Annotated in this window: 13 protein-coding genes; 1 reads left to right on the top strand and 12 read right to left on the bottom strand. The window is 63.1% G+C overall.

Features of this window, described 5'->3' with window-relative positions; translation table 11 throughout:
• Positions 1 to 29: 29 nt before the first annotated feature.
• The 6 genes from cofH to ACE10Z_RS11815 are packed head-to-tail and all read right to left on the bottom strand — an operon-like array spanning position 30 to position 6,305.
• The gene (cofH, locus tag ACE10Z_RS11840) at positions 30 to 2,435 is read right to left on the bottom strand and encodes a 5-amino-6-(D-ribitylamino)uracil--L-tyrosine 4-hydroxyphenyl transferase CofH (RefSeq protein WP_375788072.1); all 2,406 of its coding nucleotides are present in this window, start codon (positions 2,433 to 2,435) and stop codon (positions 30 to 32) included.
• Entirely contained in the window at positions 2,435 to 3,127 is a 693-nt protein-coding gene (gene cofC / locus ACE10Z_RS11835; RefSeq protein ID WP_375788071.1) for a 2-phospho-L-lactate guanylyltransferase, read from the bottom strand. The genes cofH and cofC overlap by 1 nt, the downstream gene beginning before the upstream one ends.
• Positions 3,128 to 3,135: 8 nt before the next feature.
• Positions 3,136 to 4,074, bottom strand: a complete 939-nt coding sequence (gene cofD, locus ACE10Z_RS11830) for a 2-phospho-L-lactate transferase (RefSeq protein WP_375788070.1) — start codon at positions 4,072 to 4,074, stop codon at positions 3,136 to 3,138.
• Complete coding sequence (cofE, locus tag ACE10Z_RS11825; RefSeq protein WP_375788069.1) at positions 4,071 to 4,844, bottom strand: coenzyme F420-0:L-glutamate ligase; 774 nt, start codon at positions 4,842 to 4,844, stop codon at positions 4,071 to 4,073. Before cofE ends, cofD begins: the two co-directional genes overlap by 4 nt.
• A gap of 3 nt (positions 4,845 to 4,847) precedes the next feature.
• Entirely contained in the window at positions 4,848 to 5,507 is a 660-nt protein-coding gene (gene npdG / locus ACE10Z_RS11820; RefSeq protein ID WP_375788068.1) for an NADPH-dependent F420 reductase, read from the bottom strand.
• A gap of 21 nt (positions 5,508 to 5,528) precedes the next feature.
• Positions 5,529 to 6,305, bottom strand: a complete 777-nt coding sequence (locus tag ACE10Z_RS11815; protein WP_173638209.1) for a LamB/YcsF family protein — start codon at positions 6,303 to 6,305, stop codon at positions 5,529 to 5,531.
• Between the two features lie 255 nt (positions 6,306 to 6,560).
• Between ACE10Z_RS11815 and ACE10Z_RS11810 the strand changes: the two genes are divergently transcribed.
• Complete coding sequence (locus ACE10Z_RS11810; RefSeq protein WP_375789814.1) at positions 6,561 to 7,748, top strand: diaminopropionate ammonia-lyase; 1,188 nt, start codon at positions 6,561 to 6,563, stop codon at positions 7,746 to 7,748.
• A 36-nt stretch (positions 7,749 to 7,784) separates the two neighbouring features.
• On the opposite strand, the gene ACE10Z_RS11805 is transcribed toward ACE10Z_RS11810, so the two are convergent.
• The 6 genes from ACE10Z_RS11805 to ACE10Z_RS11780 form a co-directional block, all read right to left on the bottom strand.
• Positions 7,785 to 8,543, bottom strand: coding sequence for a GntR family transcriptional regulator (locus ACE10Z_RS11805; protein WP_375788067.1), 759 nt, complete (start codon positions 8,541 to 8,543; stop codon positions 7,785 to 7,787).
• A gap of 53 nt (positions 8,544 to 8,596) precedes the next feature.
• Positions 8,597 to 9,817 carry a 2Fe-2S iron-sulfur cluster-binding protein gene (locus tag ACE10Z_RS11800; protein ID WP_375788066.1) on the bottom strand — a complete coding sequence of 407 codons (1,221 nt, stop codon included), beginning with the start codon at positions 9,815 to 9,817 and terminating at the stop codon, positions 8,597 to 8,599.
• Complete coding sequence (locus ACE10Z_RS11795) at positions 9,814 to 10,653, bottom strand: FAD binding domain-containing protein (RefSeq protein WP_375788065.1); 840 nt, start codon at positions 10,651 to 10,653, stop codon at positions 9,814 to 9,816. Before ACE10Z_RS11795 ends, ACE10Z_RS11800 begins: the two co-directional genes overlap by 4 nt.
• Positions 10,650 to 13,076, bottom strand: a complete 2,427-nt coding sequence (locus ACE10Z_RS11790) for a xanthine dehydrogenase family protein molybdopterin-binding subunit (protein WP_375789813.1) — start codon at positions 13,074 to 13,076, stop codon at positions 10,650 to 10,652. The genes ACE10Z_RS11795 and ACE10Z_RS11790 overlap by 4 nt, the downstream gene beginning before the upstream one ends.
• A gap of 157 nt (positions 13,077 to 13,233) precedes the next feature.
• The gene (locus ACE10Z_RS11785) at positions 13,234 to 14,511 is read right to left on the bottom strand and encodes an ArgE/DapE family deacylase (RefSeq protein ID WP_375788064.1); all 1,278 of its coding nucleotides are present in this window, start codon (positions 14,509 to 14,511) and stop codon (positions 13,234 to 13,236) included.
• A gap of 35 nt (positions 14,512 to 14,546) precedes the next feature.
• A complete protein-coding gene (locus tag ACE10Z_RS11780; protein ID WP_050401073.1) occupies positions 14,547 to 15,500 on the bottom strand; it encodes an LLM class flavin-dependent oxidoreductase in 954 nt (317 codons plus the stop codon).
• Positions 15,501 to 15,524 lie beyond the last annotated feature (24 nt).

The raw sequence follows: 15,524 nt of genomic DNA, 5'->3' as shown, positions 1-15,524 counted from the left end.
TGAATCGCACGGCCTCGCCCGGGGTCCCTTTAGCACCCCGCGGATCGCATGCCCGTGCTGGCCTGCCGCTCGTGGACCGCGTCAAATGAACGCTGCCTCCGAACGTCATCCGCGACGCCATACGTCGTCGTGCGCTGACGCGGCACACGACCTGCCGAAATGATGATCGATTCGAGCTCCTGCGGCGTCATTTCCTGGCCGTGCGAGGCACCGGCCGACCGCGAGATGCTCTCATCCATCAGCGTTCCGCCGAGGTCGTTGACGCCAGCCGAAAGGCAGTGCCGCAGCCCCTCCGGTCCCAACTTTACCCAGGACGCCTGGATATTGGTGATGTGGGGGTTGAGGACGAGGCGCGACACTGCATGCATCAAGACCGCCTCGCGGAATGTCGGGCCCGGACGCGCCCGGCCCTTGAGATAGACCGGCGCTTCCATGTGAACGAACGGCAACGGTACGAGCTCGGTAAATCCACCGGTCTCCGCCTGCAAGCGCCGCACCCGGAGCAGATGCCGCGCCCAATGGTCGTAACGCTCGATATGGCCGAACATGATGGTGGCCGTCGATCGGAGCCCGATCGAATGCGCCGTACGCATGACGTCGAGCCACTGCTGGGTCCTGATCTTGTCGGCGCAGAGCGTCTCGCGCACCTCGTCGTCGAGGATTTCAGCGGCCGTTCCCGGCAGGGTGCCGAGGCCTGCCGCCTTCAGCTCCTGCAGGAATTCCGCGACAGAGATGCCAAGCGTGTGCGCGCCTTGATGGATTTCGAGCGGCGAGAACGCGTGGAGATGCATGGCCGGGACGGCGCCCTTCACGGCCCGACAGATATCCAGATACTTCTGCCCCGTATAGGAAGGATGGATACCGCCCTGCATGCACACCTCGGAGGCGCCGCGGTCCCAGGCCTCGGTGACCCGCTGCGCGACTTCGGACATCTCGAGGTCGTACGGCCGGCCGCGCAGATTCTCGCTCATCTTCCCCTTCGAGAAGGCGCAGAACTGGCATTTGAACGAGCAGATGTTGGTGTAGTTGATGTTGCGGCATACGACGTAGGACACCACGTCGCCGTTGACGCTGCTTCGCAGTTCGTCGGCCGCCCGGCAGATGCTGGTAAAGTCGCGCTCGTGAGAGCGGAACATCCTGACGATCTCGCCCTCTGAAAGCTCATCGCCGCGCTGGGCCTTGGCAACGACCGATGTGACCTCGCTGGCGTGCGCGGTGCGCGGAGCGGATTTCAACCACCCGAGCTCGCGCGATGGAAGCCCGCCGATGTGGCCGGGGTGCCAGTCATCGGTGCGAGGAAAGCCGTCACCATCGATGCGATCGAGGACCGACTTCAGCAGCTTGTTGTCGAGCCAGCGCGAAGGATAGCGTGCGAAGCCCGGATAGATCGGCAGCCGCTTCTCGAGCCGCTTGCCGGTTGACCGCGTTGCAGCCTCCAGCAGCCGCAGATGCGGCCATGGTGCTTCGGGATTGACGTGGTCCGGCGTGACGGGCGACACGCCGCCCCAATCGTTGATCCCCGCTGCAACGACGCGCCCCAGGGCCGCCGGGCTCAAGTTCGGCGGCGCCTGAATGTTCATCCCCGGCTCGAATATCAAGCGGGCGACAGCGATGGTCCAGAGATGATCGTCGACGGAAGGCGCCGGCGCATTGGCCATGCGCGTCCCTACCTTTGGCCGGAAGTTCTGGACGATGATCTCCTGCAGATGGCCGTGCGCATCGTTCAGGTCCCGCAGGGCGAGCAATGCGTCGATCCGTTCGGCCCTAGTCTCCCCGATGCCGATCAGGATTCCGGATGTGAAGGGAACGGCCTGCTCACCGGCAGTCTTGATTGTCTGAAGCCTGACGGCCGGCACCTTGTCCGGCGATCCGAAGTGGGGACCGCCCTTCGCGCAAAGCCGATCGGACGCGGATTCCAGCATGATCCCCTGCGAGACCGATACCTTGCGCAGCATGGCAAGGTCGAGCTCGCTCATGATCCCGGGATTGACGTGGGGGAGCAGGCCGGTTTGCTCGAAGACAGCCCTGGCCACTTCGGCGAGATACGACAGCGAAGATTCGTGGCCCAGCCTTGTCAGCTCCTCACGCGCGACGCGGTAACGAAGCTCCGGCTTGTCGCCGAGCGTAAATAACGCCTCGTGACAGCCTGCCTCCTTGCCGGCCTTGGCGATGGCGACCGCTTCCTCGATCGAGAGATACGGCTTCACGTTCGAGCGCGGTGCATGAGCGAACGTGCAGTAGTGGCAGACATCGCGGCAAAGCTGGGTGAGCGGGATGAACACCTTGGGCGAATAAGTAATGACATCGCCGTGCGCGGCATCCCTTCGCCTGGCGGCGGCCGTCAGGAGTTCGTCGATGTCAGCAAGATCGATGAGCCCGTAGGCTTCGCTTCGGGACAGGCGGCGGTCGAACGGGAGATTCAAGACGGACGTCATCAGAACAGCCTCACGGGAACGGGATGGTCGTCACTGCCGAAACGCTCGGCGATCCTGAGCTCATCAAGGAGCGAGCCTGTCGTTCCGAGATCTTGCGACGAGATCAGATACGGACCAAAATCGATCGGGCAGTCGATGTCCTTGCCGATGCCATGGGACTTGAACACGCTGCAGCTCAGTTGCCGCTGTCGCGCCAGGGCGCGGTGCGCGCGGAAACTCTCTTCGCCAAATCGAGGCTCCAGCATGTCGGGCGACCGCATCGCCAGCGCATTTGTGCCACCGTCGTAAAGCGCAGGTACCAGCACGATCGGCGTGTGGTCCAGCAACCGGATGACGTGTTCGAAGTCCTCCGGACGGGCGAACGGAATATCGGCGGGCACAACAAGAACCCGCCGCCCGTACGGTTGGAACGCATCGAGGCCACGCTGCACGGCGGCATTTACGCCGGTCTCGACCTCATCAAAGATCATGGCCGCGCCAAAGCGCTTGGCGATTGCAAACGCTTCCGGATCGGCGCTCACCACGGCGATGCCGGCCAGCGAGCGCGTATCCCGCAGGTTTCCGAGAACATCGCACAGCATCGCTTGCGCCAGTTTTGCACGCTCGGTCGCCACCAGGATGTCGCCCAGCCTGCTCTTTGCTTGACTGAACCGTTTGACAGGCACCAGGGCCCAGGTTTCGGAATCGTCCATCGCTTCGCTCAGCTTCTTAGTCGGTCCAGAAAGCGGAGACACTCGCGTGCCAGCTCAACGCGCTCATCCTTCGAGCGCATGATCGTGTTCGTCACATGCACGGGAATGCCGACCGCATCGGCGTCGGCCTGGTCCTCGCGATCCATCACCAGACCATCGAGGAAGCCATAGTGCCTGACGATCGAGGCGCAGTTCGTCGCGACGCCGAGCTCGTTCATGATCTTTGCGGTCGGTCCCTTGATGGCGCGGCCGCCGACCAGCGGCGAGATTGCGACGATGGGAGCCCTCGTCTCGTCCAAGGCAGCCCGGATACCGGGTACAGCCAGGATCGGATCGATGCTGAGATACGGGTTCGACGGACAGACAATGATGGCATCGGCGGCGCCGATAGCCCGCAATGCGGCGCTGGTCGCCGTTCCACCACTGGGGCTCTGGAATTCGATCTTCCTCACCTCGGGCCGCGCCTGCAACTCGACGAAATAGCGTTGAAACGCGAGCTTCTGATCGGCCGTCACGACGATCGTCGCAAACGGATCGTCTGTCATCGGCAGGATGCTCGCTTCAATGCCGAGATGCGATGCAATCCTGCCCGTGAAATCGGTCAAGGTTACGCCGGCGCTCAGCGCGCGCGAGCGCAAGACGTGCATGGCAAGATCGCGGTCACCGAGACGAAACCATGTCTCGCCCTTCAGGCCGCCGAGCGCCTCCATGAAGTTCCAGCTTTCGCCGGCTCGCCCCCAACCCCGCTCTTCGTCGGCAAGCTCGCCCAGCGTATAGACGACCGTGTCGATATCCGGCGAGATCGTGAGACCGAGATGCTGGAAGTCGTCGCCTGTGTTGACGATGACGGCGAGGTTGGCGCCCAGCGAGCGATTGAGGCCATAGGCAAGCTTGGCGCCCCCGACCCCGCCGCAAAGCGCAACAACGTTGAGCTCACCGCCACTCATCGGAACATGTCCTGGCTCTTGGGTCGCGCGAGCGCGGCCGCAGGTGAGACCGGTCCATCAAGCGCAAGGCCACGGACGAGAATGATCGGCATCCCCTCGCCCGCTTGCCCCATCAGGAGTGAAGCGGCGCCGGCGATCTCATCGGCGATGGCGATCTCGGTGACGCGCATCGCCCGGCCGAACATGTCGGGGACGCCGATTTGGCTCAACAGCGAGGGAATGCCGGCAGCGCCGATCGCCACGCCGACGACACCATTGCGCCAGGGACGGCCGAAGCTGTCGTTGATGATGATTCCAAGATCGAGGTCGCCGGCTGCGTCCAGCGCGACCTTCAGCCCTTGCGCGGATCCGTCGGGATCTTTGGGCAGCAGCAGGACGCGCTCTTCGCCTTCACGGTGTTCGATGTTCGATTGATCGATGCCGGCGTTGGCCATGACGAAGCCGAGCCGGTGCGCGGTGATGACGACGTTCGGCCGCGTCTTGACGACCTCCGCGGATTCGCGCAGCACGACCTCAAGGAAGCGCGGGTCCTTGCCGACGGTCGCCGCGAGTTCGAGCGCCTCGGGCGACGGCTCGACGTCGCTCAGCCGAACGTACCGCCCTTCCGATTTCGAGACGATTTTCTGCGCAATGACGAGGATGTCGCCCCGCTGCAGCTCGAGGGACATTCCGGCCAGGCCCTGCCTGATGAGCGCGGCAAGATCCTCGCCCGGCTCGACGCGCCGAATGTCCTGCAGGGCGATGTATTCGACTCGCGTCCCCACAGACATCGATCAGGTACCCGGGCTAGCGGACAGACCGGTGATGCGGATGCCGGCGCCGGGCACCTTGTAGCGCCGATTGATCCCGATCAGCACGGATGTCAGCGCCTCAGCCGCCGCCGAGTTCGCCAGCACGCCGCCGTCGATGCCTGCGGATGCAACTTCGTTCGCGAGACCGATGACGACGTCGCGCGCCGCCTTGTCGTCGCCGAAGACCAGAACGTCGCAATCCGCCCGGCTGCCCTGATGCAGCTTGGTCGCGCCCACATTGTGGAAGGCGGAGACGACCCGCACGCCGGGCCCCAGCAACTGCTGCGCGATCTGCGCGGCCGAGCCGGCGGACGGAAGCTGGACGACGGACACTTTCGGCGGCACCAGCGGGACCGCGGCATCCACGACGATCTTGCCTTGAACCACGTCCTTGACTTCGTTCAGCGTCGCATCATGGCTCGCGAACGGCACGGCAACGACCACGATGTCGGCAGCCCGGGCGGCGGAGGAATTGTCGTCGCCCGCGACGTTGCCGGTCATGGTCTGGGCCGCGCTCCTGGCCTTCTCCGCAGAGCGTGAACCGAGAATGACTTTGTATCCCGCCGCAAGCCAGCATTTCGCGAGGCCGGATCCCAAGTCGCCGGTTCCCCCAAGGATGGCAATCGTCGGTTTCGTGTTCATGTCTCGGTGGCCTTTCCAGGATTAGTCGAGGGGCATTTCGGTGAGCGGCACGAGCTTGACGCCGGCCTTCTCGAGGCCTTCCCGCACCGCGCGGGCCGTGGCGACGCCCGTGGGCTCGTCGCCATGGACGCACAGCGAGTGGACCTTGCATTTGATCTTCTTGCCGTTGCGGGAGGTGATGGTGTTGTTCAGCACCATGTCGAGCACCTGCCGGGTGGCGACCGCCGCGTCCTTGATGACCGAGCCCGCGATCTTGCGCGAGGTCAGATTGCCATCGTCGTCGTACTGGCGATCGCAGAAGCCTTCGATGGCGACGGGAAGTCCGAGCTTGCGGCCGGCCTTCTCCATCTCCGACCCCGCGAGAGCCACATAGATGATGCGCGGATCGACGGCCTTGATGGCGCGGCCGATCGCCAGCGCGTATTCGGCGTCTTCGGCGGCCATGTTGTTGAGCGCGCCGTGCGGCTTGAGGTGGGTGACCCGCTCGCCTTCATAGGCCGCCATCGCCTGCAGCGCACCAATCTGGTAGGCGACCATGTATTCGAGGTCATCGGGGCGCATATCGATGCGCCGGCGCCCGAAGCCCCAGAGATCGTTGAAACCGGGATGGGCACCGATCGTGACGCCGAGCCGCTTGGCTTCGCGCACGACGTTGCGCATCACCCGCGGGTCACCGGCGTGAAAGCCGCAGGCGATATTGGCCGATCCGATGATCTTGAGGATTCCGGCGTCGTCACCGACGTCGTAGGCGCCGAACCCTTCGGCCATGTCGGCGTTCAAGTTGATCGATATGGTCATCCGTCACCTCGTCTGCTTGAGCTATAATGTCCTATCATTAGTAAGACAATCCCTTTCGCAAACAATTTTTCCCGTTTTCCCGAAGATCGCTTTTGGAGCGACCACAGCAGGCGGCGTCTCACGAGAACCGTATTGAACCATCATCCCAATGATAGTATGTATCTCCAATCCTGGCAAGTTACGCTGCCCGATCGCGACACGTCCGATCAGCGGCGGCAGGTTCCACCAAACAACCCATCGCGAAGGCCGGTTCGAATGTTCCTGTCGAATACAAGTTCATCTCACGACCAACCGCTTGACCCGGCGGATGCCGCCACGCTGTCGCGTCAAGAAGCCAACGAAGTCGAGCGCTTTCTCACCTTTCGACCGAACCACGCGGAAACGCCGCTGCGATCGCTGCCGGCGCTCGCCCGCGAATTCGAGGTGAAGTCCATCCACATCAAGGACGAATCGCATCGGCTCGGCCTCGGCAGCTTCAAGGCACTGGGCGGATCCTACGCCGTCGTCAGGCTACTGCTGGAGCATGCCGGCAACAAGCTGGGCCGCGCGGTGGATATCAGCGAGATCGGGACGCCTGCGATACGCGAAATCGCGCGCGGCCTGACGGTCGGCTGCGCCACCGACGGAAATCATGGGCGATCGGTCGCGGCCGGCGCGCAGATGGTCGGAGCCAAGGCGGTCATTTTCGTGCATTCCGGAGTCACGGATGAGCGCGTGCAGGCAATTGCCCGCTTCGGCGCGGAAATCGTGAGGGTGCCCGGCACCTACGACGACTCCGTCGCGGTCGCCGACAAGGTCTGCCAGGACAATCATTGGATCGTCGTCTCGGATACGTCCTGGCCCGGCTATGAGCGCATCCCCGGACTGGTCATGCAGGGCTATACGGCGATGCTGAACGAGATCCTCCGGCAGCAGCCGGAGCCGCCCACCCACGTCTTCATCCAGGCCGGCGTCGGCGGCCTCGCGGCCGCGGTTGCGGGTTACTTTGATGTCGTCTTCGGCAAGAGCCGGCCGACATTCGTGGTCGTGGAGCCCGAACGGGCTGCCTGCCTCTATCAAAGCGCCATCGCGGGCGCGCCGATCAAGATCGCTCATGGCGAGCCGACGATCATGGCGATGCTCGAATGCTACGAGCCTTCTCTGGTCGCCTGGCGCATCCTGTCGCGGAAGGCGGACGCGTTCATGATGGTCGGCGAAGAAGGTGCCGCGGCGGCAATGCGCCGGCTCGCACACCCGACAGGCGACGATCCCGCCATTGTGGCCGGCGAAAGCGGCGCTGCCGGATTGGCCGGCCTTTGGCGAGCCGCCAAGAGCAGCACCGCGCGTGAATCGCTGGGCTTGAACCAGGCATCGCGCGTCCTGCTGATCAACACCGAAGGTGCGACCGACCAGAAGCGCTACACGGAGATCGTGGGAGCCTCGCCGGCGAGCATCCTCGCCTAGCGACAATGCGGAGCGGGCCTTGCGCCCGCTCCTTCGTCAGGCCTTCGTTCGCTTCTTCGATTTTTCGAGAAGATCGGAACGGAGCGCGAAGCAGCTGCGATGATAATGGATATTGGCGACATAGACGGCGATGTCGTTGCTGTCGACCAGCACAAGGCGACAATCGGCCGTTGGTTCACCGAGGCCGATCTTGAGCAGTTCGGCCGTTTCGGGATCGGCCACGCCGATCGTCACAACCTGATGAGCATGGGCGAGCGTTATGTCGTCCATCTCCATGATTTTGGTCAGCGCGGCGGTGTGGGTGAAGCGCTTGCGGTCCTTGAGGTAGAGGTTGCGCGCCAGATGGAGATTGACGACGGAAAACGGCTCGTCCTCGTTGTATTGCACGCTTCTGAGGAAAGCGTAGCTGGCTGCAGGCCGCCCTTCATGCGCAGCGAGCCGGGGCGGCTCCGCGTTCTCCTCGACATAGACGCGCTTGAGGACGTTGTTCCTGACGGAATCGACCATCGACTCGAAATCATTGGCCAGGTTCAGCCAGTGACGATTCTTGGGTCTTCCGGACACGAACGTCCCGCGACCCTGCTGCGCGTCAAGGAGACCTTCGTTCCGCAACATCTCGATCGCCTGCCGGACCGTAACGCGCGCGACGCCGAATTCGGTTTCGAGTTCCTCGATGGTCGAGATCTTGTCGCCCTCTTGCCATTGCCCGGACTCGACCCGCTGACGCATGACCGATGCCACCTGCACATAGAGGGGGACCCGGCTGCGCTCGTAGTTTGGGACTAGCTTATTCATGATAGTAAGATAGTCCATTTCATCGCCAAAGGCGAGTTTTTATCACCGAACAACTAGGATCGTCGCAAGAGCCATCGCAACGCTCGCCTCACATAGTCCAATGCCATCGATCGCATGAGCGCGCCGGCGTCGAATTCCCTGACCATGGCCGGCTCACCCTCGTCTCCTCCCGATCGATGGGAGAGCCTCGTCTCGAGGTTCTGGACAAAAACAGCGATGATTCGTCCGGCCACATCCTGGATCAAGCCGGAGCGGCTGAACTGCGCCAGGGCCCCGGTCAAGGTGAAGCCAATGCTGAGATCGACCCTGGTTTGGTTTTCCACATCACCCGGCTTGACGGCATAGCCGATCAGACCGCGGGTTGAGGAGTTGCTGCGCTTGTCCTTGCCTGCGCCGACAATCGTGCCCGTGCGGGTCGCATCATCGCGCGTCACGTCGGCGATGCCTTGAAATTCGGCAGAGATCGGCCCGACCTTGATCTTGATCTGGCCGTCGACGTGACCGTCGACCGGCTCTCCGGCCAATGATGCGCCCGGCAGACAGGCCGCGACCGCACCGATGTCGGAGAAGAAATTCCAGACGTCATCGACCGGATGCCCGACGGTGAAACTCTGCGTGAAGGTCGTTTGCGGCTTCCAGCTCGCATCCCTGAGCGAGGCCGCCGCCGCTGCCGGAGCTTCCGCCTTTTTCGCCGTTAGTGCGGCGTATGCCTTGGGCCGAGCCTCAGCCGCGGCAACCGCGGTCGCATTGCCAGAACCCGACGGACCAAGACGCGTCCGGTTTCCGTTTGGAATCGCCGCGATCCCTCGCCCCCTGCGGTCTGCGATTACACTCTGGATTGCGCGGACGATGCCGACATAGCCGGTGCAGCGGCAAAGGTTTCCGCTCATGGCCACGCGAATATCGCGCTCGGTGGGGTCCTGCATGCGCAGCACGACATCGCGAGCCGACACGACCATCCCCGGCGTGCAATAGCCGCATTGCAGGCCGTGCTCCCGTGTGAAGGCGGCACGCAGCTCGCGCGTGATCTCGTCGTCGTCGAGCCCCTCGATCGTCGTGACGTCGGCCTGCTGGCAAGCCATCGCGAAGGTAATGCAGGAGCGCGTGGGCACACCATCGACAAGCAGTGTGCATGCGCCGCAGACGCCGTGCTCGCAACCCAGATGGGTGCCGGTCAGATTGAGCTTCTCGCGGAGAAGGTCCGCAAGATGCGTCCGCGGCTGGATCTCCGCGCTGACGGCGCTCCCGTTGACGTTCAGATTGCAGGTGCTCATTGCGGCCGTGCCTGCTCGACCGCGCGGCGCAGCGCGACGACATGGGTTTGCTTGTCCAGGGGATCGACCATCCCTGCCTTCTCCAGAATCTCGTCGACGGCCCCGCCGTCGAAACTGTCGCTCAGCCGCGGAGCGCGGCCGTCGCCGATCACATTGCCTGCCTCGGCAATGACGATCGGACGGCTTTCCGTTGCGCCGATCACCGCACGGCTGATGCCGCGATCGGGGTCGGTCATGAAGGCGCCGATCGCGTGGGCAAACTCGCCCGTCTTGCGGCAACTCTTGTAATAGCCCCAGCGCGCCGATTTGCTCAGTCGCGGCACCACGACGCGAACGAGAACTTCACCGAGCCGAAGGTCGGCTTCAAGGGCGCCCACCATGTAGTCCTCAACGGCCACGGTCCGCTCTCCGGCCGGGCCACGCAGCACGACCTTTGCCCCAACCGCGGCGAGGATCGAGTGCCAGTCGGCGGACGGATCGGCATGCGTCAAGCTTCCGCCGATGGTGCCGCGATTGCGCACCGCGCGATAAGCGATGCCATTGGCCACCGTCGGCAGCGCACCGCGCGTGACGTCGGTGACGCGGAGATCCTCGATATCGGCATGCGTGACGCAAGCCCCGATCGAGATCTCGTCCGCCCCGTCACTGAAACAACGGAGCTCTTCGATCCCGGTCAGGTCGACGATCAGATCGGGCTGCACGAGCCTGAGGTTCAACATCGGCCCGAGCGACTGGCTCCCGGCCATCATCTTGACGGTTCTGCTGTCGTCCGCGATGAGCCTGATGACCGCATCGACCGCATCGGGGCGCGCATAGTCGAAATTGACAGGTTTCACGCCGGCAAACCTTCCGCCAGTTCGGGCGCTTTCGCCTTGCGGCGCCCCGCCGCGGCCTGAATGGCTTCGAGAACGCGCCGTGGCGTCATTGGTGTGTGCAAGACCTGGGCTCCAAGAGGCCGCAATGCGTCATTGACCGCGTTGCCGATTGCTCCAGGAGGCGCGATAGCACCGCCCTCGCCGATGCCTTTGACACCGAACTCCGTATAGGGCGCCAACGTCTCCATGTGGCCAAGCTTGGGCGCCGGCACCTCGGTCGGGCCCGGCAGCAGATAGTCGGCAAAGGTCGATGCCAGCGGCTGCCCCGAGGCATCAAAATTCATCTCTTCATACATTGCGGTGCCGATGCCTTGCGCCAGCCCGCCATAGATTTGCCCGTCGACAACCATGGGATTGATCAGCTGGCCGCCGTCTTCGACGACCACATAGTCGATCAGCTCGATATCGCCCAATTCCGGATCGACGGCGACCACCGCGATATGGGTCGCGTAGCTGAACGTGCCGGAATCGCGCGCCGGCTTGTAGCCGATGGTGACCTCGAGGCCCCTTGGATCGACAGTTGCCGGCAAGTCCTGCGGCCGGCGGTACCAGGTGTGCGCGATTTCGTCGATCTTCACGCTGTTGGATGGACCAACGACCGCGCCGTTCTCGAGCTTGACGTTCTCCACTTCGGTCTGCAGCAGATGCGCGCCAATCCCCTTGATGAGCTTGGCGAGTTCGCGCGAAGCCGTCGCAACGGCGCCGCCGGACATCACCGCGCAGCGCGATCCCCAGCTACCCGTCGAGTAAGGCGTGTACTCGGTGTCGCCGTGAACCAGCTTGATGCGCGCGATGTCGATGCCGAGGATCTCGTGCGCGACCTGCGGAAGCGTGGTCTCCATGCTCTGACCATGCGAATGCGCACCGATGCGCAGCTCGAGGCCACCGTCGGGGGTCATACGGGCGGTTGCCTGTTCGTGCCCCGGAACCATCGGGATGCCCCAGCCTGCGTAGACCGAGGTGCCGTGGGCGCCCTGCTCGCAATAGACTGAAAGCCCGACCCCGATCAAACGACCGTCCGGCTCGCCCTTTTTTTGGCGCGCGCGGAGGCCGGCCAAATCGATCTTTGCCAGAGCCAGCCGCAGCGATTCCGGATAGTTTCCGCTGTCGAAGTGCTTCTTGGTGATGTTGTCGAACGGCATCTGCTCCGGCCGCACCAGATTCTTGAGCCTCACCTCGTAGGGCTCGAGACCGCATTCGTGTGCGACGGCGTCCATCATCAGTTCGATCGCGTAGCAAACGCCGGTGCGGGCAACGCCGCGGTAAGGCAGGATCGGGCACTTGTTGGTGGAGACCGACCAGGTGCGGCAGCGATAGGATGGGAAATCGTACGGCCCGGGCAGGATGCTGGCGATCTGCGCAGCCTCCAGGCATGCCGAAAACGGATAGGACGAATAGGCGCCGGAATCGACCGAGGCCTCGCACTCGACACCGCGCAGTTTCCCGTCGCGATCGGCATAGACGGTGATGTTATAATGATGCTCGCGGCAATTCGCGCCTGCCGTCAAGTGCTCGCGACGATCCTCGATCCAGCGCACCGGATAGCCGCAGCGCATGGCGAGCCAGCCAAGACAAACATCCTCCGTCAGCACGATACCCTTGTAGCCGAAGCCGCCGCCGACATCGGGCGAGACGATGCGGATCTTCAGCTGCTCGAGATTGAGGCACTCCGACAGGCCGTTGCGCACGATATGCGGCTGCTGATTGCCGGTGTAGAGGACGAGCTGATCCATACGCTTGTGCCAGACCGCGACTGTGCCGCGGCCTTCCATCGGCGCCATGCTCTGCCGCGCAGTCGATATTTCGCGCGTGATCTTGATCGGAGCGTCGTAGGCCGCTTCCATGTTGATGTCGACAAACGTCTCGAGGAAGACATTGTCGCCCCACTCTTCGTGCACCAGGGCCGAGCCCGGACGCCGCGCCAGCAGCATGTCATGCACGGCCGGCAGTTCCTCGAAATCGACTTCGACCGCAGCCGCAATGTCCTCGGCTTCCGCGCGGGCATCGGCGACGCACATCGCGATCAATTCGCCGACTTGACGGACCTTCTCGAACGCAAGGATCGGCTGATCGGAAGGCTTGAAGCCCGGCAGTCCGGACACAGCGCGAATGGGACGGGTGTCGGCTGCGATGTCTGACGCAATGAATACGCTGCTGCGGAGATGCGGCGGGATACGGATATCCTTGATCCGCGCATGTGCAAGCGGACTACGGACGAACGCGACGTCGCGCATGCCGGGCAAACGAATATCGCCGACATATTCGCCTCGTCCGCGGAGAAAGCGATCATCTTCCTTTCGGGGAATGGAAGCTCCAACGCCCTGCTTTGCCACTCCGTCTCCCCTCTTGTCGTCGGTGCCCGGAGCGATCGACAGCTCGAACATCAAATTCATTCTATTATCGCAAAGATAGCATCACTAGCATCGAGCGTCGAGTCTCGAGAACCCTCCCGCGTGCGACAATAACGAGTTCGCACCACCGACGCCGCCAAAAAAGAGGGGCCCAAACCATGGGCCCCTCCTGGATCGATCCGGCCCTTGATTACTTGGTTGGGGCGGAATTGCACCAGTCGTAGATGCTGAGCGCCATGACCTTGATGGCCGTCAGATAGTCATCAATCGAGACGTACTCGTCGTTCGCGTGCATGACCGCCGTCGAACCGGGTCCGAAGATCACGGTCGGCGTATTCGCGTACTTGTTCAAGAACCGCGTATCCGCCGCACCCTGGCGCCCCGAGATCGTCGGCTTCTTGCCGGTCACTTCCGTATAGACGTCGCAGACGGTCTGCACGATCGGATGCTGGACCGGAATCTCCGAAGCCTCGGCGTCGTAGCCGACGAACTTCACTACGGGCGGATGGTCCTTCATCCAGGGATCCTGGGCCGCAACTTCGGCAATCTTCCTGACGAGGCTCTGCTTGACGCCCTCGTGGTCCTCGCTCGGCACCGTACCGATCGACCCCTTCAGAACCGCGCTCGCCGGAAAGGCGCTCGGATAGTTGCCGGCCTGGAAGCTGCCGATAATACAAGGCAAGGAGTCGATGGCGCTCGGGTAGAGCGCGTGCTTGACGTTCGCCACGCGTTCGTCTTCCAGCTCCTGCACGGCTTTCACGATCTTGTTGCCGAGCTCGATGGCGCTGATGCCGAGATAGCGCTGCTGGATACCGGCGGGCTTGCCTTCGATGTCGATCTGGAACCAGATGCGCCCGATGCAGGCCGGCTGCACGAAGAGGTCGCTGGTTTCGCCGGAAATGCCGGCATCCGCCTTGTAGCCGCGGATGACGGTGTCGAGCGTGCCGTGTCCGCTGACTTCCTCGTCGATGACGATGTTGATCATGACATCGCCCTTCGGGGTGAGCCCAAGCTCCTTCAAGTACTGGACCGCGAGCACGTGGCTGGCAACGCCGCTCTTCATGTCGCACGAACCGCGGCCATAGATGCGCCCGTTCTTGATCGAGGCCGACCACGGATTGTCGCTCCATCCCTCGCCGTTGCCGACAGGGATCACGTCGGTATGGCCGTTGAGAAGCAGCGAGCGACCACCGCCGGTGCCCTTCAGGGTCGCAACGATATTGGGACGGTTCTCGTAGCCGCGGTCGACCGGGCGATAGCCGGGATGTTTCTTCAGCTCGTCCCAATTGGTCTCCCACATGTCGACCTCAAGACCGACCTCGGTCAGGTAGCCGTGCATGTGCTTCTGGATCGCGGCTTCGTCGCCGGTCACGCTCGGGATCGCGACCATATCCTGGAGGAACTTGATCGCGTGATCTTTCGAAGCGTCGACTTTGTCGATGATCTTCTTGCGTACGGGGTCAGTCATCTGCTTGTCGCCTGTGTTGATCGTTTCCGGGTTCGTTACTTGGCGCGCAGGCGCGGGATGATCTCGCGCGCGATGGTCTCGACCTGGTCCGCCTGATACTTGTACGGCACGAAGATGATCTTCTGGACGCCCAGCGCGATGTGCTCGCGAAGCTGGGCAACGCACTCATCGACCGAGCCCATGATGGCGCTCTCGCGGCTGCAATCGCTGTGAGCCGGGAAATCCCACTCCTTGTTGAGCCAGTCCATCATGTCGGCTTCGACCGCCTGCCGCGATTTGCCGATCATGATCGGCAATTGCGAGGCGTTCTTCAAAGTCGACGGATCCTTGCCGCCCTCCTTGGCGAAGTTGATGATCTTGTCCCAGGACTTCTTGAAGTCGGCGGGACGATAGAAGTAGGTGAGCCAGCCATCCCCGTTCAAGGCGGCGCGCTTCAACACGGGATCGGCGTATCCGCCGATCAACAGCGGAATTTGCGGCTGCGCCGGCTTCGGGTACATCACCGCCTTCGAAATGTTGTGACGCATGTATTCGCCCGAAACCGACTCTTCGGTCCACAGCCGGCGCATGATCTCAAGATTTTCATCCATGATCTTGCCGCGCTTCTCGAAGGGAATGCCGAGCGCGTCGAACTCGCGCTTGTACCATCCGGACGCCATGCCCATGATCAGACGGCCCTCGGACAGCTGATCCATGCTCGAGAGCTGCTTGGCGAGGGCCACCGCGTTGCGCAGCGGCAGAACCAGGATGCCGGTGCCCATCTTGATCCGCTTCGTGCGCGCGGCAATGCCCGTCAGCGTCGTCAGGGAGTCGATGATCGGGAAGTTCGGATCCACCCCGAGAAGCATGTGATCCCAGACCCAGACCGAATCATAGCCCAGTTCCTCGACCCGAACGCCATACTCGACGAGTGCCCGGGCGTTGGGCATTTCGGGATAAGCGGTGAAGTTGCGCGCGGCAATACCAAACGTGTTGGCGAGCGTGGTCATCAATAGATCTCCGGACTTGGTGTA

Source organism: Bradyrhizobium sp. Pha-3 (assembly GCF_042258615.1).
Classification (GTDB): Bacteria; Pseudomonadota; Alphaproteobacteria; order Rhizobiales; family Xanthobacteraceae; genus Bradyrhizobium.
The sequence above is the reverse complement of the archived record's forward strand: the minus strand, read 5'-3'. Positions and strand labels throughout refer to the sequence as shown.

Bases quoted from the DNA above. Each gene is read 5' to 3' on its own strand.
- cofC (WP_375788071.1), bottom strand. From the start codon at position 3,127: ATGGACGATTCCGAAACCTGGGCCCTGGTGCCTGTCAAACGGTTCAGT.
- ACE10Z_RS11810 (WP_375789814.1), top strand. From the start codon at position 6,561: ATGTTCCTGTCGAATACAAGTTCATCTCACGACCAACCGCTTGACCCG.
- ACE10Z_RS11790 (WP_375789813.1), bottom strand. From the start codon at position 13,076: ATGTTCGAGCTGTCGATCGCTCCGGGCACCGACGACAAGAGGGGAGAC.
- npdG (WP_375788068.1), bottom strand. From the start codon at position 5,507: ATGAACACGAAACCGACGATTGCCATCCTTGGGGGAACCGGCGACTTG.
- ACE10Z_RS11785 (WP_375788064.1), bottom strand. From the start codon at position 14,511: ATGACTGACCCCGTACGCAAGAAGATCATCGACAAAGTCGACGCTTCG.
- cofE (WP_375788069.1), bottom strand. From the start codon at position 4,844: ATGTCTGTGGGGACGCGAGTCGAATACATCGCCCTGCAGGACATTCGG.
- ACE10Z_RS11780 (WP_050401073.1), bottom strand. From the start codon at position 15,500: ATGACCACGCTCGCCAACACGTTTGGTATTGCCGCGCGCAACTTCACC.
- cofH (WP_375788072.1), bottom strand. From the start codon at position 2,435: ATGACGTCCGTCTTGAATCTCCCGTTCGACCGCCGCCTGTCCCGAAGC.
- ACE10Z_RS11815 (WP_173638209.1), bottom strand. From the start codon at position 6,305: ATGACCATATCGATCAACTTGAACGCCGACATGGCCGAAGGGTTCGGC.
- cofD (WP_375788070.1), bottom strand. From the start codon at position 4,074: ATGAGTGGCGGTGAGCTCAACGTTGTTGCGCTTTGCGGCGGGGTCGGG.
- ACE10Z_RS11805 (WP_375788067.1), bottom strand. From the start codon at position 8,543: ATGAATAAGCTAGTCCCAAACTACGAGCGCAGCCGGGTCCCCCTCTAT.
- ACE10Z_RS11800 (WP_375788066.1), bottom strand. From the start codon at position 9,817: ATGAGCACCTGCAATCTGAACGTCAACGGGAGCGCCGTCAGCGCGGAG.